20 protein-coding genes are annotated in these 17,697 nt (G+C 73.8%); 14 read left to right on the top strand and 6 right to left on the bottom strand.

Going from position 1 to position 17,697, the window contains the following annotated elements; all coding sequences use genetic code 11:
* Positions 1–127: 127 nt before the first annotated feature.
* From DMP15_RS12535 to DMP15_RS12515, 5 genes are all read left to right on the top strand, one after another.
* Positions 128–670 (top strand): Lrp/AsnC family transcriptional regulator, encoded by a 543-nt coding sequence (locus DMP15_RS12535; protein ID WP_073574206.1) that lies wholly within the window; start codon positions 128–130, stop codon positions 668–670.
* The gene (locus DMP15_RS12530; RefSeq protein WP_161151276.1) at positions 667–1,488 is read left to right on the top strand and encodes a DNA/RNA non-specific endonuclease; all 822 of its coding nucleotides are present in this window, start codon (positions 667–669) and stop codon (positions 1,486–1,488) included. The genes DMP15_RS12535 and DMP15_RS12530 overlap by 4 nt, the downstream gene beginning before the upstream one ends.
* Before the next feature lie 26 nt (positions 1,489–1,514).
* Positions 1,515–2,864, top strand: a complete 1,350-nt coding sequence (locus DMP15_RS12525; RefSeq protein WP_161151275.1) for a serine hydrolase — start codon at positions 1,515–1,517, stop codon at positions 2,862–2,864.
* A 134-nt stretch (positions 2,865–2,998) separates the two neighbouring features.
* The gene (locus tag DMP15_RS12520) at positions 2,999–4,798 is read left to right on the top strand and encodes a BCCT family transporter (RefSeq protein ID WP_083658072.1); all 1,800 of its coding nucleotides are present in this window, start codon (positions 2,999–3,001) and stop codon (positions 4,796–4,798) included.
* Positions 4,799–5,084: 286 nt separating this feature from the next.
* Complete coding sequence (locus DMP15_RS12515; protein WP_179762383.1) at positions 5,085–6,827, top strand: hypothetical protein; 1,743 nt, start codon at positions 5,085–5,087, stop codon at positions 6,825–6,827.
* Between the two features lie 6 nt (positions 6,828–6,833).
* Here DMP15_RS12515 and DMP15_RS12510 read toward each other — a convergent pair whose 3' ends face one another.
* The 3 genes from DMP15_RS12510 to DMP15_RS12500 form a co-directional block, all read right to left on the bottom strand.
* Positions 6,834–7,799, bottom strand: a complete 966-nt coding sequence (locus tag DMP15_RS12510) for an NADPH:quinone oxidoreductase family protein (protein ID WP_161151594.1) — start codon at positions 7,797–7,799, stop codon at positions 6,834–6,836.
* An 87-nt stretch (positions 7,800–7,886) separates the two neighbouring features.
* Positions 7,887–8,195 carry a hypothetical protein gene (locus DMP15_RS12505; RefSeq protein ID WP_073574211.1) on the bottom strand — a complete coding sequence of 103 codons (309 nt, stop codon included), beginning with the start codon at positions 8,193–8,195 and terminating at the stop codon, positions 7,887–7,889.
* Between the two features lie 185 nt (positions 8,196–8,380).
* A complete protein-coding gene (locus tag DMP15_RS12500; RefSeq protein ID WP_073574212.1) occupies positions 8,381–8,806 on the bottom strand; it encodes a hypothetical protein in 426 nt (141 codons plus the stop codon).
* A 285-nt stretch (positions 8,807–9,091) separates the two neighbouring features.
* On the opposite strand from DMP15_RS12500, the gene DMP15_RS12495 reads away from it, so the two are divergent.
* The 6 genes from DMP15_RS12495 to DMP15_RS12470 all read left to right on the top strand — a co-directional run bounded on the left by DMP15_RS12495 (position 9,092) and on the right by DMP15_RS12470 (position 13,119).
* Entirely contained in the window at positions 9,092–9,658 is a 567-nt protein-coding gene (locus DMP15_RS12495) for a hypothetical protein (RefSeq protein ID WP_337825927.1), read from the top strand.
* Between the two features lie 14 nt (positions 9,659–9,672).
* The gene (locus tag DMP15_RS12490) at positions 9,673–9,828 is read left to right on the top strand and encodes a hypothetical protein (protein WP_337825926.1); all 156 of its coding nucleotides are present in this window, start codon (positions 9,673–9,675) and stop codon (positions 9,826–9,828) included.
* Positions 9,829–9,932: 104 nt separating this feature from the next.
* Positions 9,933–10,967 (top strand): thermonuclease family protein, encoded by a 1,035-nt coding sequence (locus DMP15_RS12485; protein WP_337825925.1) that lies wholly within the window; start codon positions 9,933–9,935, stop codon positions 10,965–10,967.
* A gap of 58 nt (positions 10,968–11,025) precedes the next feature.
* The gene (locus tag DMP15_RS12480) at positions 11,026–11,382 is read left to right on the top strand and encodes a hypothetical protein (protein ID WP_073574423.1); all 357 of its coding nucleotides are present in this window, start codon (positions 11,026–11,028) and stop codon (positions 11,380–11,382) included.
* A 26-nt stretch (positions 11,383–11,408) separates the two neighbouring features.
* Positions 11,409–12,764 (top strand): MFS transporter, encoded by a 1,356-nt coding sequence (locus DMP15_RS12475; protein ID WP_337825924.1) that lies wholly within the window; start codon positions 11,409–11,411, stop codon positions 12,762–12,764.
* Positions 12,730–13,119, top strand: a complete 390-nt coding sequence (locus DMP15_RS12470; protein ID WP_161152731.1) for a hypothetical protein — start codon at positions 12,730–12,732, stop codon at positions 13,117–13,119. The genes DMP15_RS12475 and DMP15_RS12470 overlap by 35 nt, the downstream gene beginning before the upstream one ends.
* A 5-nt stretch (positions 13,120–13,124) precedes the next feature.
* Here DMP15_RS12470 and DMP15_RS12465 read toward each other — a convergent pair whose 3' ends face one another.
* From DMP15_RS12465 to DMP15_RS12455, 3 genes are read right to left on the bottom strand one after another with little or no spacing between them, the layout of a single operon-like run.
* Positions 13,125–13,493 (bottom strand): hypothetical protein, encoded by a 369-nt coding sequence (locus DMP15_RS12465; protein WP_073574216.1) that lies wholly within the window; start codon positions 13,491–13,493, stop codon positions 13,125–13,127.
* A 52-nt stretch (positions 13,494–13,545) separates the two neighbouring features.
* Positions 13,546–14,382 carry an Fpg/Nei family DNA glycosylase gene (locus tag DMP15_RS12460; RefSeq protein ID WP_073574217.1) on the bottom strand — a complete coding sequence of 279 codons (837 nt, stop codon included), beginning with the start codon at positions 14,380–14,382 and terminating at the stop codon, positions 13,546–13,548.
* Positions 14,383–14,410: 28 nt separating this feature from the next.
* The gene (locus DMP15_RS12455; protein ID WP_073574218.1) at positions 14,411–14,866 is read right to left on the bottom strand and encodes a DoxX family protein; all 456 of its coding nucleotides are present in this window, start codon (positions 14,864–14,866) and stop codon (positions 14,411–14,413) included.
* A 148-nt stretch (positions 14,867–15,014) separates the two neighbouring features.
* On the opposite strand from DMP15_RS12455, the gene DMP15_RS12450 reads away from it, so the two are divergent.
* The 3 genes from DMP15_RS12450 (at position 15,015) to DMP15_RS12440 (ending at position 17,634) form a co-directional block, all read left to right on the top strand.
* Positions 15,015–16,241: a threonine synthase gene (locus tag DMP15_RS12450; protein ID WP_337825923.1), complete on the top strand. Its 1,227-nt coding sequence runs from the start codon at positions 15,015–15,017 to the stop codon at positions 16,239–16,241.
* Positions 16,242–16,281: 40 nt separating this feature from the next.
* Positions 16,282–16,764 carry a hypothetical protein gene (locus tag DMP15_RS12445; RefSeq protein WP_062396040.1) on the top strand — a complete coding sequence of 161 codons (483 nt, stop codon included), beginning with the start codon at positions 16,282–16,284 and terminating at the stop codon, positions 16,762–16,764.
* An 84-nt stretch (positions 16,765–16,848) separates the two neighbouring features.
* Positions 16,849–17,634 (top strand): TauD/TfdA dioxygenase family protein, encoded by a 786-nt coding sequence (locus DMP15_RS12440; protein WP_337825922.1) that lies wholly within the window; start codon positions 16,849–16,851, stop codon positions 17,632–17,634.
* Positions 17,635–17,697 lie beyond the last annotated feature (63 nt).

Raw genomic sequence — 17,697 nt, 5'->3', positions numbered from 1 at the left:
CCACCACCACATCGACGAGTGCACAACCACAGCCCGTACGACTGAGCAGAGTGCACGCGCCGGGCCGGGCGGGACGCGCGCCGGGACGGCATAATGCGCACCTGCGGACACGAGGAGGGGGCACCAGGTGACGGGAACGACCGGTGACGGGCGGGCCGCGCTCGACGGCCACGACGCCCGGCTGCTGCTGGCCCTGGCGCAGGACCCGCGCGCGACGGTGCTCGCCCTCGCCGAACGGGTCGGCCTGTCCCGCAACACCGTGCAGGCCCGGCTGGCCAAGCTGGACCGGCTCGGCGCACTGGACACCTTCGAGCGTCGGGTCGACCCGGCGGCGCTCGGCTACCCGCTGACCGCGTTCGTGACGGTGCGGGTGGTGCAGCGCGAGCTCGCCGCCGTCGCCGACGCACTGGACCGGGTACCGGAGGTGCTGGAGGTGCACGGCGTCTCCGGACCGGAGGACCTCCTGGTGCACCTGGTCGCCCGCGACGCCGACGACCTCTACCGGATCGCCGGGCACCTCCTCGCGATCGGCGGGGTGGAGCGCACGTCGACGTCGCTGGTCATGCGCTCGCTGGTCGGGTTCCGCACCGCCCCGCTGCTGCACCGCCTGACCGACGGCGGCGCAGGCGCACCCGCCGTTCACCCGGCACCGCTACCGTCACGCCGATGAGCGCCCCCGCCGCCCCCGGTTTCGACCCGGACTTCCTCGGCGTCGCGACGCCGATGCCGACGCTGCCCGGGACCGACACCGTGCTGCTCCCCTACACCCACTTCGCGACCCTGCACCGGCCCGACCGGCGCCTGGCCGCGGCCACCGCCGTCGCGATCGACGGGGCGACCCTGCGGCAGCTCGAACGTTCCGACGACTGGCGCCTCGACGACCGGCTGCCCGCCGGGCAGCAGGCCGGCGCCGAGCTCTACGCCGACAACGACCTCGACCGCGGCCACCTGGTCCGCCGCCAGGACCCGGTGTGGGGCGGGGCCGCCGAGGCTGCGACGGCGGAGTCCGACACGTTCCTCTACACCAACGCCGCCCCGCAGGCCGCCGCGTTCAACCAGGACAAGCAGACCTGGGGCGGGTTGGAGGACTACCTGCTCGACAACGCGGGCGACCACGATCGGCGGCTCGTGGTGTTCACCGGCCCGGTGCTGGCCGACGACGACCCGGAGTACCGCGGCGTGCGCATCCCGCGGCTGTTCTGGAAGATCGGCGCCTTCGTCGTCGGCGGCGCGCTGGGCACCACCGCCTACCTGCTGGACCAGACCCCTCAGCTCGGCGACCTCGCCGAGCCGCCGGCCGGGGACCCACCGCCGCTGGGCCCGTACCGCACCTTCCAGGTACCGGTGGCCCGGATCGGCGAGCTGACCGGGCTCGACCTGGGCCCGCTGACCGCGGCGGACCGGATGCCGGTACCCGAGCCGGTGCCCGCCGCACTGTCGGAGCGGGCCGTGCGGCTGCGCTCGTTCGCCGACATCAGCGGACTGTGAGCGCGCCGGGGATCTAGGGTCGCCCCGTGACCGAGCTGCTCCCCAGCACCCAGCGCACCCTGCTCGCCCGCGTCGCCCGCGCCCAGCGCGACGGCCGCGTCCCCTCCCTCGTCGCCGGGGTGGTCCGCGACGGCGCCCTCGTCTGGCACGCCGGGCGTGGAGCGCTCCCGGACGCGGCCGCCGAGGACGACGTCCAGTACCGGATCGGCTCCATCTCCAAGACCGTCTGCGCGGTCACCGTCCTGCGGCTGCGCGACGAGGGACTGCTCGACCTCGACGACCCGCTGGACCGGCACCTCCCCGGCACCCCGCTCGGCGACCGCACCCTGGGTCAGCTGCTGTCCCACCTGGCCGGGGCCGGCTCGGAGAGCCCCGGCCGGTGGTGGGAGCGCACCCCCGGCGGCACGCTGGAGGAGCTGGGCCTCGGCGACGCCGACCGGGTGCTGCCCGCCGCGCGCCGCTTCCACTACTCCAACCTCGGGTTCGGGCTGCTCGGCGAGGTCGTCGCCCGCCTCCGCGGCCGCGCCTGGACCGACGTCGCCCGCGACGAGGTGCTGCTCCCGCTGGGCATGACCCGTACCTCCACCCGCCCGCAGCAGCCCGCCGCGGCGGGACGGGCCGTGCACCCGTGGGCCGACCTCGTGCTGGCCGAGCCCGAACACGACGCCGGGGTGATGGCCGCCGCCGGGCAGCTGTGGTGCACCGCGGCGGACTTGGCCCGGCTCGGCGCCCTGCTGCTCGGCGACACCGGCGACGTGCTCTCCCCGGCGACGGTCGAGGAGATGACGCTGCCCGCGGGCGTCGACCCGACGTCGCCGGTCTGGGCCGGCTACGGCCTGGGCGTGCAGGTCCTGCGGTTCGAGCGGCCCGAGGGCGGCGGCACGACGACGCTGGTCGGGCACGGCGGATCCATGCCCGGCTTCCTCGCCGGGCTCTGGGTGGACCGCGAGGAGGGCGCCGGCGCCCTGGCGATGGGCAACACCACCTCCGGGATGGACAGCGGGCTGACCGCCGGGCTGCTGAACGACCTGCGGGTCGCCGAGCCCCGCATCGTCGCGCCGTGGGACCCGCAGCCCTGCCCGGTCGACCCCGAGCTGCTCGGACCGTGGTTCTGGGGTCCCTCCCCCTACGCGCTGCGCTCGGTCGGCGGCGGGCTGCTGCACCTCGGCGGCCTCGGGCGCCCCGGACGCGCGTCGCGGTTCCGGCCCGGCCCGGACGGCACCTGGATCGGCCTGGACGGCTACTTCGCCGGGGAGACCCTGCGGATCGCCCGCGACCACCTGTGGCTGGCCACGTTCGTGTTCACCCGCACCCCCTACGACCCGGCCGCACCGGTCCCCGGCGGCGTCTCCGACGAGGGCTGGACCACCTCCTGACATCACGGTTCGGCCTGCACAGCGACACGGGACGGTCCAGTACCTACACTTTCGGCACACAAACGACTTGTGCACAATTTCTGCACGAACGAGAGCGGAGGGGGGATGCGCCCGACATGCGGGCGTGACCACGTATGACACAGGCCCAATCACCACCGGACGGCCGTCCGGACACGACCGGGGACGACCGGCCCCGCACCGACTGGATCGTGTTCGGCGTCGGCGCCGCGCTCGCGCTGCTGTTCGTGCTGTGGGGGCTGCTCAGCGCCGACACCCTCGGCGCCACCGCCGAGGCGATGCTCGGCGGGCTGATGCGCGGCGGCGGCTGGGGCTTCATCCTCGCCGCGACCGCCTTCGTGGCCTTCGCGCTGTTCCTGGCCTTCAGCCGGTTCGGGCGCATCAAGCTCGGCGCCGACGACGAGGAGCCCGAGTTCCGCACGGTCTCCTGGATCGCGATGATGTTCTCCGCCGGCATGGGCATCGGGCTGATGTTCTTCGGCGTGAACGAGCCGCTGACCTTCTTCCAGTCGCCGCCGCCCGGCGCGGCCGAGCCCGGCACCATCGACGCGCTGCAGACCTCGATGGCGACCTCACTGTTCCACTGGACGCTGCACCCGTGGGCGATCTACGCCGTCGTCGGCCTCGCCATCGCCTACTCCACCTTCCGCAAGGGCCGCCGTCAGCTCATCAGCCAGGCCTTCGTCCCGCTGATCGGCCGCAAGGCCGCCGAGGGCTCCATCGGCCGGGGCATCGACATCCTCGCGATCTTCGCGACGCTGTTCGGCTCCGCGGCCTCGCTGGGCCTGGGCGCGTTCCAGATCGGCGGCGGCATGCAGACCGTCGGCTGGGTCGACGGCCAGGTGAGCCCCTGGGTACTCGCCGCGATCATCATCGTGCTGACCGCCGCGTTCATCCTCTCCGCCGTCTCCGGCGTCGAGAAGGGCATCCAGTGGCTGTCCAACACCAACATGGTGCTGGCGGCGGTGCTGGCGTTCTTCGTGTTCGTCGTCGGACCGACGGTGATCATCCTCGACCTGATCCCGACGTCGATCGGCGCGTACTTCTCCCAGTTCTTCGAGATGGTCGGGCGCACCGAGGCCGTCGGCGGCGCCCCGATGCTCGAGTGGCTGTCCGGCTGGACCGTCTTCTACTGGGCGTGGTGGATCTCGTGGACGCCGTTCGTCGGCATGTTCCTGGCGCGGATCTCGCGCGGGCGCACGATCCGTGAGTTCGTCGGCGGCGTCATCCTCGCGCCGAGCCTGGTCTCGCTGGTCTGGTTCTGCATCTTCGGCGGCACCGCCATCACCCAGGCCCAGCAGGGCACGCAGTTCTCCGACGACTCCAACGTCCAGCTCTTCCAGATGCTCGGCGCCTACCCGTGGGCGACCTTCACCGGCCTGCTGGTCATGCTCCTGGTCGCGATCTTCTTCGTGTCCGGCGCGGACGCCGCGTCGATCGTCATGGGCACACTGTCCCAGCGCGGCACCATCGAGCCCAGCAAGTGGGTCGTGGTCTTCTGGGGCTCGGTCATGGGTGCGGTCGCCGTGCTGATGCTCGTCACCGGCGGGGAGAACGCCCTGGACGGCATCCAGAACCTGACCATCCTGGTCGCGGCGCCGTTCGTCGTGATCATGGTGCTGCTGTGCTTCGCACTGTTCAAGGACCTGCGTCGCGACAAGGTCGTGCTGCGGGACGAGAAGGGCGCGCAGGTGCTGGAGCAGGCGGTCGACTGGGCCACCGACAACCACGGCGAGAACTTCTACGTCAAGGTCGGTGCGTTCGACACGACCGACGGGAACGCACCCGCCGACGGCAACGACAGCTCCGGCAACGGTCCCGTCGCGGCCGGGGCCGACGAGCCGGAGGGGCGGACCGGCGACGAGTCGACCCGGGCGACCGCCGAACGGCGCGACAGCCCGGTCGGCGGCGACTGACCACCTCTCGTCGCACACGACGGCGGCCGGACACCCTCCCCGGGGTGTCCGGCCGCCGTCGTCCGTGGCAGGGTCGAGGGCTCACGGTCGCGGGGACGGCCGGACGATCGGACGACCCGTGAGCGACCGCCCACCGACGGTGAGCGGTCGGGAGTGACCCGGGCCGACCGCGCTCGTTGGACCTCCTGCGACCACCCGGTGCACGGCCCCCGCGCGCACCGACGATCATCGGAAAGTGCTGCGCCGCAGCCGGAGCGGATGGGAGGGACCTGACACAGTGGGCCGGATGCGTCTCGTCTTCACCCCGGGGGACGACCAGGGGTACGCCGAGGCCCGCAGCCGCCTGCTGGAGCAGTTCTCCCTCTGGGCCCGCCGCCGTCGCGTCGAGGTGGACACCGCGCTCGTCGCCGCCGTGCTGGACTACAAGTACGCGCGCGACCGCAGGCTGGGCCGCTGGACGCGCTCGCACATCGCCGACGCGCTGGGCATGTGGTTCCCGCGCAAGGTGACCGTGCTCGAGCCCGACGACGTCGCCCCCGCCTTCCATGCACTCATCGACTTCGTCGACGAGCACGACTGGTTCGACCCGCAGTCGCACCCGGCGGACGCGCTGCACCGTCAGGTCCTCGACTCCACACCCGCCCTGCACGACGGTCTCGCCGACGAGCGCAACTACGACCTCGGCAAGTTCTGGGGCGTGCAGCTGCACCGCCACGGCGTCGACCCCGCGGACCCGGCCGCGGTGCAGCGGTTCCTCGACCGCGCCGGCGCCGGGCAGACCGACGTCGACCGGCACGCGCTCGCCGAGATCATGCGGCGCGAGGCGCAGCGTCCCACCCGCGCCGAGTGGAACCCCGAGCTGCCGCCGGTACCGATGCCCGGCGCCGCGGCGCTCGTCGACGCCGCGGAGCGCTCCGAGGCCCTCGAGCTGCTCCGCAAGCTGACCCTGTGGGTGCGGGCGGGGCGCCGGCTCACCTCCGACGGCCGCCTCGACCGCACCGACGCGCTCGACCTCGCCGCGCACCTGCAGCTCGACCACATCTACCGCGAGACCGCCCGTACCAGCGACGACCTGCCCGAGGTGTCGCTGCTGCTGCGCTGGGCCCGCTCGGCGCGCCTGGTCCGCGTGGTGCGTGGGCGGCTGCTGCCGGTCAAGAGCGCGGGCCCGCTGCTGAACCGGCCGATCGAGCTGTGGCGCCGGGTGTTCGAGTCGGTCGGACGTCTCGGCGACAGCCTGGGCGGGACCGACGTGTTCGGCGCACCGTCGCTGTTCGGGATGTCGATGTCCCAGGCGTTCCCGATGCTGTGGGTCGGCCTCTACGCCACCGGCGGCGGGCAGGTCCCGCTCGAGCACTTCCACCGCCAGGTCCGCGACGCCGTCAACGACGAGGCCGGCTGCGTGGTCGACGACCTCGCAGGCGACGTCGAACAGCGGCTGTGGCGCCGCGACGTCACGGCCCTGCTGGACGCCTGCGAGCTGCTCGGGGCGATCGAGCTGACCGAGACCCTCGATGCCGACGAGCTGGACGAGCTGTCCCGGGTCGCGCACCGCGACGACCCGGACCCCACGGTCGTCGCGCTGACCCCGATGGGGCTGTGGGCGGTGCACGAGTACCTGACCGAGCAGGGCATGCACCTGCCCGCGCCGGGGGAGCTGGCCGACGAGGACGTCGAGTACGTGTGCGTGCGGATGAGCGGGGTGCGGGCCGACGTCGCCGAGGCCGAGCTCGCCGCGTGGGCGCTCGCCCGCCACCCCGGGGACGCCGTGCGCGAGCTGGACCGCTTCCTGCGCCGCTGCGAGGTCCCGGCGCACCGGGCCCTCGCGCTGCACGCGCTGACCGCGACCGGCCCGGCCGGGCGGGCGGTCGCCGCCCGCCACCGGTTGCACGTCGCCGAGCCCGTGGTGGTGCCGGCGCCGCACCGCCACGTCGGCCCCACCCCGGCGCCGCGGACCGCGGCGGCGGCCACCGAGACCACGGCGCCGCTGCCGCGCACCGCGGTCCGGCACAACCTCGAGCCGGCAGGCTGACCCGGCTCAGGTCAGGAGCACGACCTTGCCCGTGACGGTGCGGTCGTCGATGCGCGACAGGGCGGTCGCGGCGTCGTCGAGACCGAAGCGCTCGCTGATCAGCGGGTCGAGCGCGCCGGAACGCAGGTGCGGGAGCAGGGCGTCCCACTCCGAGCGGATGAAGTCCGGGCGTCCCAGCGCGTAGGCACCCCAGCCGACCCCGCGGACGTCGACGTTGTTCAGCAGCAGCCGGTTCACCTTCACCGTCGGGATGTCCCCCGCGGTGAATCCGACGACCATGAGACGGCCGAGCGGGCCGAGGCAGCGCACCGAGTCGGTGAAGCGGTCCCCGCCGACCGGGTCGACGACCATGTCGACTCCCGCACCGCCGGTCAGGCCCTTGACCGCGTCCTTGAACCCGTCGACGCCGACGGTGTGGGCAGCACCCGCGCGCCGGGCGACCTCGGCCTTGGCCTCGGTGGAGGTGACGCCGATGACGGTGGCCCCCATCGCGGCGGCCAGCTGGATCACCGCGGTCCCGATGCCCCCGGCCGCGCCCTGGACGAGCACCGTCTCCCCCGCCCGCAGGCCACCGCGGGTGTCGAGGGTGAAGTGCGCGGTCAGGTAGTTCATCGGCAGGCAGGCGCCCGCCGCGAACTCCACCTCGTCGGGCAGCGGGAAGACGTGCTGCTCGGGAGCGGAGACGGTCTCGGCGAACACCCCGGACATGGTGAACGCGACGACCCGGTCCCCGGCGGTGAACCGGCTGTCCGGGCCCGCCTCGCGCACCGTGCCGGCGCACTCGGAGCCGAGGGTGAACGGCGGCTCCGGCTTGTACTGGTACATCCCCTTGGTCAGCAGGACGTCCGGGAAGTTCACCCCGGCCGCGGCGACGTCGATCAGAACCTCGCCGTCACCGCGGACCGGCGGCTCGACCTCCGCGACACGGACCGCGGACGGCCCGTCCAGCTCGCTGACCTGCACTGCACGCACGTGTGCTCTCCCTCGTGGTCCGACGGCGGTGTCCGCCGGTCATCGAACCACGGGCGCGGGTGATCCACACGGGCCGCGGGGCGCGGGCTACACGGGCTGGGCGTCGCCGTAGCGCGGGGTGCGCGGCTCGGTGAGCGCGTCGCACAGCTCGGAGAGCCGGTTGTCGATGCGGTCCTGCACCCGCTCGAGGGCGTCGAGCTCCAACATGAGGTCCAGGGCGTCACCGGTGGTGCCTCCGGAGAGGACGCGCTCCAGCTCGGCGCGGCGCTCGGCGGCGCGCCGACGGCAGGCGTCCGCGGTGGCCTTGTGGGCGCGCAGCCGGGCACGGGCGGGGTCGGCGAGATCGCGGCCGCCGTTGACGGTGGCGACGCGCTCCTCCAGCAGGTGCGGGTTCACGGGGCCCTCCGATGCGTGGTGGTGGGAACGTCGGCTCGACCGTGACGTGACCGCCGACACATCCCACGCTAGACGATCAGCGTGTGCCGCGCATCACATCGGTGTGACATCCGTGGGGAACCGGCCTCGGACGCGCGACGACCCCCGGTGCCGCGGCACCGGGGGTCGTCGGATGTCGGGTCGGGTCAGTCGCCGCGGCGCGGCTGCGGGATGAGCTCCGCCGGGCCGCGACGGCGCTGGGCGACGGCGTCGGTGGTCAGGTGGTAGTGCCCGCGGCGGGACCGCCGGCACAGGTAGGCCCGCTGCGGGCGCCCGCCGAGGGCCTCCAGCTCACGGGCGGCGCTCTCGGCCGCGTCCCGGTCCGGGTAGATGACCTTGCCGTCGCTGCCGGTCGCGGAGGCGCCGAACCGCTCGCGCTCGGAGATCTCGCGCCGCCCGGGGAGGCAGACCTCCGGCCGGCCGGACCGCATCAGCCGCGCGTAGCGGGCCAGCACGCGGCCCCGCTCGCCGTCGACCACACCTCGTCCGGACGGCAGGTTCTCCACCGAGCGCCGTGCCGCGGGGATCATCCCCGGGTGCACCGCCGGAACCCTGTCGAACTGCCCGTCCATGTCGCCTCCACGTCGCCGTCACTTGTGGATCGCTCGACTCATCCTGCCTCGTTACCGCCTGCGGCGGGCTCGCTCGATCGTGTCATCTGTCACGCAGACACCGGCATATCCGCTCACACACTGTGACATCGCGTGCAGATCGGCGTGTCGGCGACGCCGTTCACCGCCGCGTCGGTCGTGTCATCACACCTGTGGGTACGGCCGCGTGCACCAGCCTGTGCGCCCGTCCGGACCGTCCTATCCTGATCTCCCGGGAACGCGCGTGCCCCGGGTCGGGGGACGAAGATGGCGATCCAGCCCGAGACGGGTGTCGGGAACGGGGCGTCCGGCGGCCCGCGGTGGGACGAGGTGTTCACCCCGTCCGACCTGGCCGAGGGCGTGTTCGACGTGCGCTGGGACCTGCGGCCGCGACTACGCCGGTGGCTGGCCGACCAGGGGCTGGCCACCGCGTCGGGGCGCGAGACGCACCGTCCCGCGATCGACGCCTGGGCCATGCTCGACGGCGGTGTGATCGCCGTGTCCGCGGTGAGCCTGCCCGGCACGCCGCCCGGTGCGGTGCCGCTGCCCGGGCAGGAGACCGCCGCCGGCACCACTCCTCCGCGGAACTCCGCGCTGCTGTCCCCGGGTATGCGACTGATCGGGCACCGCACGCTGCGCCTGGTCGTCGCCCGCCTCGGACTGCCCGGTGGCGACGAGCCGCTGCCCGGGGAGCACCGCGACGTGCCCGGCCTGGTCGAGGACCTGTTCGACGCCCGTCGCCGCGACGCCGGGAGCACCGAGCAGGCCGAGCTGCTCGCCACCTGTACCGACCGGACGTCGCTGCGCTGGGTGGTCGCCGCGCTGCGGCCGTGAGACCGCGGCGGATCGTGCGCTCCGGTCTGGACCGGTTCCTGGCCGCTGCGGAGGTTCTGCGCCGGCTCGCCGCCGTTGCCGTGGTGTTGCTCCACGTTCTCGCCCGGGACCTGCCCGTGCGTCTGCTCGCGTACGTGGAGCTGCGGCGCCGACAGGATCATCACTTGTGATGATCCTGATCCCCGGTCGATAACGACGAACCGGACGAAGATCGAGAAGCCGTCCGACGGAGCGGCTCGGCACGGTGCCGAGGGCTCCTGCTGGGGGGGGCGACGTGCGACGAGGGACACGGGCGGCGGCGATGGTGCTGACCGCCTCGGTGATGACGGGACTGGTCACGGGCTGCGACAGCGCCCGCGCGACGGTGTCCCGGGTGGTCGACGGGGACACGATCGACGCCGTGGTCGACGGGCGGGAGCAGCGGATTCGCCTGCTGAACATCGACACTCCCGAGACGAAGGACCCGAACGCCGATGTCGAGTGCCTGGGCCCGGAGGCGTCGGCCTACCTCGCCTCGTTGCTCCCACCCGGCACCGAGATCGAGGTCATGACCGACGAGGAGAAGGTCGACGGCTGGGGCCGCGTACTCGCCGGCGTGCAGCTGGGCGACGGCCGGCTCGCGAACGCGGAGGTCGCCCGCGCCGGTCTCGCGCTACCGATGCAGATCGGGGGCAACGACCGTTTCCTGCCGCAGGTCGAGCAGGCCCACGCCGAGGCCGTCGCAGCCCGGCGCGGCCTGTTCGACCCGGCCGTCGCGTGTACCGTTCCCGGCCAGGTCGACGCCGTCGAGACCGCGTCGGCAACGCTCACGTCGGGAGCGACCGCGGCCACCCCCGCGGAAGCGGACTCGGCAGCGGCCGGAGCGGCCGCTGTCGTCGCCACCGCGCTCGCCCTGCAGTCCCGGCTGGACAGCGCCGTCCCGGGCGAGGCGATGATCTGGCGGGCGGCTCGTCTGCTCTCCGACCGGCGGCAGTGGTCGGCCACGGTCAGGACGATCGCATCGAGCGCCCGGACGGAGGTCGATGCGGCCACGCACCGTGCCCGCGTCCTGCGGACACCGCCGCCACCGCCGACTCCCCCGGCCGACGGTGGCGGCACCGGCGGACCGGCGCCGCGGCCGACCTCGGGCGGAGGTGGGGCGGCCCCGAGCCCGGCGAGGAACTCGGCGCCCGCACCGAAGCCGAAGCCTGCACCGAAACCCAAGCCGAAGCCCGAAGCGGGTGGCGGGACCGGAGGTGGCTCCGGGCCCGCCGGATACACCGGCCCGCGGTGCTATGCCCCGGGCGGAAAGACCTGGAAGCCCTGTTGATCCACGATGCGGCGCCGTTGGACGCTCCCGTCCGGCGGCGCCGTGGCACCCTCCTGTCGTGACGACCTGGACCAGCGACGAGTGCGCCGCCCACTGGGGCGTGCAGGTGGGCACCTGGAACTCCTACGTCTCCCGCGGCCAGGCGCCGGCCCCGCTGCCCGACCCCGGCCCGGGCGGCCGCAAGGTCTGGGACGCCGACGCCGTCCGCGCGTTCTCCCGGCCCGGGGTGGGCCGCCGCCGGGGATCCGCCGAGTCCGCGGCCGTGCTGGAGGAGCTGCGGGCGGCGGCGGACGCGCCGCGCGAACGCCGCCGCGCGCTGCTGCGCGCCGGGCGCGAGGCCGGCTGCGAGGTCAGCGCGATGGCGGCGGCGCTCGGTGTCTCCCGGCACACCGCCTACGCCTGGTTGAAGGACTGACCTTCCGGCGGAGAGACTGCGCGGGCGTGCGCACCGCAACGGAGGGGGAAGGCGTGCTGGCCTCGACGGCCGTACGGACGGCGACGAAGCGGCTCATCCCGCTGCTCGCCCTGGCCTATCTGCTGAACTACATCGACCGGGTCAACGTCGGGTTCGCGTCGCTGACGATGAACGCCGACCTGGGCCTGTCCGCGGCCGCCTACGGCCTGGGCGCCGGGCTGTTCTTCATCGGGTACTTCTTCTTCGAGGTCCCGTCCAACGTGATCCTGGACCGGGTCGGCGCCCGGATCTGGATCGCCCGGATCATGGTGACCTGGGGCATCGTCGCGTCGTCGACGGCGTTCATCCAGGGCGAGATCGGCTTCTACGTCGTGCGGGTGCTGCTCGGCATCGCCGAGGCCGGCTTCTTCCCCGGCATCATCCTGTACCTGACCTACTGGTTCCCGAGGGTCGAGCGGGCACGGATCGTCGCGCTGTTCTTCCTGGCCGTGCCGCTGTCCTCGGTGGTCGGCGGGCCGCTGTCGACGTGGCTGATCTCGGTCGGCGACGGTGCCCTGGGCTTCGACGCCGGCTGGCGCTTCATGTTCTTCGTCGAGGGCATCCCGGCGGTGCTGCTGGGGATCGCGGTGCTGTGGCTGCTGCCGGACCGCCCGACCCGGGCCCGGTGGCTGCCCGCCGACCAGGCGGTCGCGCTGGAGGAGCGGATCGCCGCCGAGGACGCGGCGGCGGCCGGGCAGGACCGCGGCGTCGCCGCCGCCCTGCGCGACGGCCGGGTGGTGGCCCTCTCGGTGGTCTACTTCGGGATCGTGTTCGGGCTCTACGTGCTGGCGTTCTTCCTGCCCCAGATCGTCGCCGGGTTCGAGCAGCAGTTCGGCGCCGACTACTCGCTGGTCGAGGTCGGTCTGATCACCGCGGTGCCGTACGCGATCGCGTCGGTGACGATGGTGCTGTGGGCCCGGCACTCCGACCGCAGCGGCGAGCGGGGGCTGCACGTGGCCGTCCCGGCCGTCGTCGGGGCGGTCGCGATCGCGGGCGCGCTGTACATGGACTCACCGCTGCTGGTCATGGCGTGCGTGACCGTCTGCGCGATCGGGGTCTTCGCCGCCATCCCGCCGTTCTGGGCGCTGCCGAACGCGTTCCTCACCGGTGCCGGGGCGGCCGCCGGGATCGGGTTGATCAACTCCTTCGGCAACCTGTCCGGGTTCGCCGGGCCGTTCGTCGCGGGGTGGCTGAAGGACCTGACCGGCGACTCCCGCGCCGGGATGTGGGTGGTCGCGGTGATGATGCTGATGTCCGCCGCGATCGTGCTCGGCTTCCGCCGGACGGCGCAACGGGTTCCGGCGGCCGATGCAGCCGACCGGGCCGGCGATCATCAACAGTGATGAACCGGTCAAGGATTCCGGAAACGGCGACGTAGTCTCGGTGGCCGGGGCGGCGACAGGGGGTCGCGCGCTCCATTCATCGGGGGCGACGAGAATGACGCAATTCCTGCTGTCTGCGGCCGAGGAACAGGACGGGGCGAGTGGGACGACCATTCTGGTGATCCTCGGCGCGGTGGCCCTCGTCCTCTATATCGGGTCGCTCTACCTGCATCCCCTCACCCGGTGCGGGCGCTGCAAGGGCAGCCCGCGACACTACGGCGCACTCGCCACGAAGTCCTGGCGGAACTGCGGTGCGTGCAACGGCTCCGGCCGCGAGACCCGGCTCGGGGCACGCATTCTGGGAATCGAACCCTGAATGGTTCAGTATCCGATCGCGCTCGCGTAGTGGACCGCGCCGAAGGCGACGGCGGAACCGGTCACGGCGAGGGTGACCACCGCGAAGGGCCAGGCAGGGCGCCGTTCGACGATGCGCAGGACGGTCATGGCGAGCCCGGCGACACCGGCGGCGGCCGCGATCACCAGCGACCCGCCGACCGAGACGAGCACCGCCGAGGAGCTGCACGTCCGCGGCGGGCAGTAGTCGAGGAACGCGACGAGGAAGACGGCGCCGAACACGCCCAGTGCGACGAGCATCCCGGTCGCGGCCAGCGCGGCCCCGGACAGCGCGGCGTCCCAGCGGATGATCGGCCGACGCCCCGCTTCCGGACGAGCGGGACCGGTCGACAGCATGACGTCAACGGTACCGCTACCGCCCGGTACAGGACAGATCGGACATCCATCGTCACCGTTCGGTGAGCGGCCGGGCGCTGCCTCCGGCCTGGCAACCGGGGCACCAGAACAGGTTCCGCGTGCGGACCTCGGCGTGCGCGATCGGGGCGCCGCAGACCAGGCAGGGCTGTCCGGTGCGGCGGTAGGCGTAGACGACGCTGGCGCAGACCGCGCCGCGGTCGGGGGGCGCCAGCTGGGCCGGGTCGTGCTCGGGGCGCAGCGTCTCGATCCGGCCGCGCCGCTCGCCGTCGCGGAGCATCTCGGTCAGGTCGTCCCAGAGCAGGGCGAAGGACCGGTCGTCGAGGTCGCGGGCCGGGGTCATCGGATCCAGTCCGGTGCGGAACAGCGTCTCGGCGCGGAAGACGTTGCCGATGCCCGCGATCACCGACTGGTCCATGAGCAGGGCGGCCAGCGGGACACGGGAGCGGGCGAACCGCTCCCGGACACGCGCCGGGTCCGCGTCGTCGCGCAACGGGTCCTCGCCGAGGCGGGCCCGCAGCTCCTTCACGCCCACGTCGTCCAGCAGTTCGCAGGCGGCCGGGCCGCGCAGGTCGGCGTAGTGCGTCTCGCCGACCATCCGCATCCTGACCTGGCCGCGGGGCGGCTCCTGGGGGAGCGTCCGGTTCGGGAACCGGCCCCACAGTCCGAGGTGGACGTGCACGGTGGTGTCCGGCCCGTAGTGCTGGAACAGGTGCTTGCCGTGGGCCTGCACGTCGACCAGCACCCGCCCGTCGACGATCTCGGCGCCGGTGGTGAACCGGCGCTGCGGGCTGGAGACGGCCACCGGCCGTCCGGCGTAGCGGCGGCGCTGCAGCCGCGCGAGCCGGTGCACGGTGTGTCCCTCGGGCATGCGGAGGGATCCCCCGTGCGGGCGGGTACTACTCCCCCGCGGACACACCCACCGCGTGCCGGGCGGGCGTGCGACCGCGTCCGGCGACGAGCGCGTCGACGGAGAACCGGCCCGGTCCGGTCGCGGCCAGCGCGAGTCCACCGGCGGCGATCACGCCGACCAGCTCCCAGCCGCCCGAGTCGACGAACGGGTTCAGGCCCACGTGCGCGAAGAGGTAGGCCCCCGCCATCGCGACGACGACGGCAAGCCCCGCCACGGTCGTCGCGGCACCGGCGATCAGCAGCAGACCGCCCCCGAGCTCGGCCGCGATGACGAACAGCGCGGAGACCGTGGGCAGCGGGATGCCCATGCCGGCGAAGCTCGACGCGACCCCGCCGACACCACCCGAGAGCTTCTGCAGGCCGTGGGCGACGAGGACGACGCCGACGAGCAGCCGGACGAGCAGGAGTGCGGTGTCGGAGAGCGGCGCGGGGAGCGGTCGCATGGGTTCCTCTCAGTTGTTGAACTTTCACGCTTGCGTTCCCGAGGCTAACAGGATCGTCGCAACGGCGTAGTCGTGGCGACCTGCTCCTGCCCGCGCCGCCGTCACCCCTCCGGTTGCGCCGCGGCACGGCGGGAGATCAGCTGGACCCGTGCCCGAGTTCTCGACGCTGTCCCACCTGGAGTGCTCCCGTACCGGCGAGGTCCTCGACGCCGACACGGTGCAGGGCACCTCGGCCTCCGGTGCCCCGCTGCTCGCCCGCTACGACCTCGACCGGGCCCGGACGCTGGTGACCCCGGCCGACATCGCCGCCCGCCCGCCGGACCTGTGGCGCTACCACGAGGTACTGCCCGTGCGGGACCCCGCGCACGTGGTGACGATGGGCGAGGGCATGACCCCGCTGCTCCCGCTCCCCCGTGCCGGTGCCCGCCTCGGGGTGCCCGGCCTGCGGATGAAGGACGAGGGGCTGGTCCCGACCGGGGCGTTCAAGGCGCGCGGCGCCGCCGTCGGGGTGTCCCGGGCCGCCGAGCTCGGAGTCCGGGCGGTCGCGATGCCCACCAACGGCAACGCCGGTGCCGCCTGGGCCTGTTACGCCGCGCGCGCCGGGCTCGGTGCGCTGATCGCGATGCCGGTCGACGCCCCGGAGATCACCCGGCGCGAGGTCGTCGTCTCCGGCGGGGAGCTGTACCTGGTCGACGGCCTGATCGGCGACGCAGGGAAGCTCGTCGCCGACGCCGTCGCCCGCCGCAACTCCGCCGGGGCGGGGTACCAGGACACCTCGACGCTGCGCGAGCCCTACCGCATCGAGGGCAAGAAGACGATGGGCTACGAGATCGTCGAGCAGCTCGGCTGGCGCTGCCCGGACGTCATCCTCTACCCCACCGGCGGCGGCGTCGGGATCATCGCGATCCACAAGGCCCTGGCGGAGATGCGGGAGCTCGGCTGGATCTCCGGCCCCCTGCCCCGGCTCGTCGCGGTGCAGGCCACCGGCTGCGCGCCGATCGTCGACGCGTTCGAGGCCGGGCTGCGCGAGTCGACCGCCCCGGCCGACCCGCACACGGTCGCGTTCGGGATCACCGTGCCCAGGGCGCTGGGCGACTTCCTCGTCCTCGACGCCGTGTACGACACCGGCGGGACCGCCGTCGCCGTCTCCGACGACGAGCTGCTCGCCGCCGAGCACGCCCTCGCCCGCGACGAGGGCACCTGGATCTGCCCGGAGGGCGCGGCCTGCGTCGCCGCGGCGGGCCGGCTGCGGGAGTCGGGGTGGCTCGACGGGTCGGAGACGGTCGTCGTGCTGAACACCGGCAGCGGCCTGATCTACCCCGACACCGTGACCGCCGACGCGCCGGTGCTGGCGACGGACGGGCGCATCCCGTGACCCACGGCGACCTCGTCGTGATCACCGGTAGCCTGCGCACGTGTCACTCCTGCGACCCGGATCCGAGCCGTCACCCGCACCGCTCTCGCGGTACTGGCGGACCTACGTGGCCGAGTGCACCGAGCAGGTGCAGCGCTTCCACCGGATCACCACGGTGATCTCGGCTATGCAGGTGCGGACGTGGCTCACCGAGATCGGCAAGCGGCTGGACTCCGAGCTGGAGGCGGTGCAGCGCCTGGCCGCCGTCGGCGACTCGATCGAGCCGGCACGGTTCCGGCTCACCGAGCCGCCGGCGAAGCGGATCGCCGCCCGGTTGAACAAGGCCAAGGCGTCGCTGAAGCAGTCGGTCGACCAGGCCGCGGAGATCGCCGAGCAGGCGGTGCTGGACCCGACCCACGACGACGTCCGGGTACACCTCAAGGTCCTCAACGAGCAGGTCGGGCGGCTCGCGATCGCCGCCCCGATGGAGGACGAGCCCGCCGACCGCCCGCGTCGCCGCCGGTGGGGCCGCACGGCGTCCTGACCCCGGCGTCGGGCCCGTGTCCGCCCCCGGGGCAGGCCCCGCGCCCGGCGCGCGGGTGACCGCGGGCGCCCGCACACTCGGGTGATGGACATCGAGGCCCTGCACCCGGTCGGCGCCCGCGTCACCGGGACGTCCCTGCCCGACCTCGACCCGGACGCGCTCGGGGCGCTGCTCGCCGAGCACGGCGTCCTCGTCCTGCCCGGTCAGGACGACGTCGGCGACGACGGCTTCCTCGCCTTCCTCCGCGGTCTCGGCCCGCTGGCGTTCACCACCGGTGAGACGCCGCTGGAGACCCACCCGGACCTCAACGTGATCTCCAACGTCGGCCGCGACACCCCGCCGCGCAGCTCGTTCCACGTCGACACCAGCTACGTCGCGGCCCCGCCCGCCTACACCGCGCTGCGGGCGGTGACCGTCCCCGCCCGGGGCGGCGCGACGCAGTTCTCCAACCAGTACCGCGCCTACGAGACGCTCCCGGAGCCGCTGCGGACCCGGCTCGACGGCCGCAGCATCCGCCACGTCGTCACCGGGCTGTCCCCCGACGACGCCGGTACCGAGACCGAGGCCTGGCACCCGGTGTTCCGCCCGCACCCGCGCACCGGCCGGACCGCGCTCTACCTGTCGACCGCGGCCCGCTGCGCCGAGGTCGGCGGGATGGACACCGAGGAGTCCGCGGCGACCGTGCGGGAGCTGATCGAGCACTCGACGCGGCCGGACAACGTGCTGGACCACCGGTGGGCACCGGGCGACGTCGTGATCTGGGACAACGCCTGCGTGCTGCACCGCGCCGATCACGCGGGCGTCGTCGGGGACCGGGTCATGCACCGCGGCATGGTGCGCGAGCACGTCCGGCCCCGCGCCGCCCGCTGAGTTCCCGTCGCGCACCCCGGACGCGGTCGCCGCACCCGCCGCGGAGGGTGCGCGGGCCACCTG

This window comes from Pseudonocardia sp. UM4_GMWB1 (assembly GCF_017312155.1).
Taxonomy (GTDB): Bacteria; Actinomycetota; Actinomycetes; order Mycobacteriales; family Pseudonocardiaceae; genus Pseudonocardia; species Pseudonocardia alni.
Note: the sequence above shows the minus strand (reverse complement) of the source record. Positions and strands in the feature narration are given on the sequence as shown.

Coding starts and splice junctions, on each gene's coding strand:
- DMP15_RS12460 (WP_073574217.1), bottom strand. CDS start 14,382: ATGCCCGAGGGACACACCGTGCACCGGCTCGCGCGGCTGCAGCGCCGC.
- DMP15_RS12495 (WP_337825927.1), top strand. CDS start 9,092: ATGGCGATCCAGCCCGAGACGGGTGTCGGGAACGGGGCGTCCGGCGGC.
- DMP15_RS12515 (WP_179762383.1), top strand. CDS start 5,085: ATGCGTCTCGTCTTCACCCCGGGGGACGACCAGGGGTACGCCGAGGCC.
- DMP15_RS12440 (WP_337825922.1), top strand. CDS start 16,849: ATGGACATCGAGGCCCTGCACCCGGTCGGCGCCCGCGTCACCGGGACG.
- DMP15_RS12470 (WP_161152731.1), top strand. CDS start 12,730: ATGCAGCCGACCGGGCCGGCGATCATCAACAGTGATGAACCGGTCAAG.
- DMP15_RS12530 (WP_161151276.1), top strand. CDS start 667: ATGAGCGCCCCCGCCGCCCCCGGTTTCGACCCGGACTTCCTCGGCGTC.
- DMP15_RS12500 (WP_073574212.1), bottom strand. CDS start 8,806: ATGGACGGGCAGTTCGACAGGGTTCCGGCGGTGCACCCGGGGATGATC.
- DMP15_RS12465 (WP_073574216.1), bottom strand. CDS start 13,493: ATGCTGTCGACCGGTCCCGCTCGTCCGGAAGCGGGGCGTCGGCCGATC.
- DMP15_RS12455 (WP_073574218.1), bottom strand. CDS start 14,866: ATGCGACCGCTCCCCGCGCCGCTCTCCGACACCGCACTCCTGCTCGTC.
- DMP15_RS12520 (WP_083658072.1), top strand. CDS start 2,999: ATGACACAGGCCCAATCACCACCGGACGGCCGTCCGGACACGACCGGG.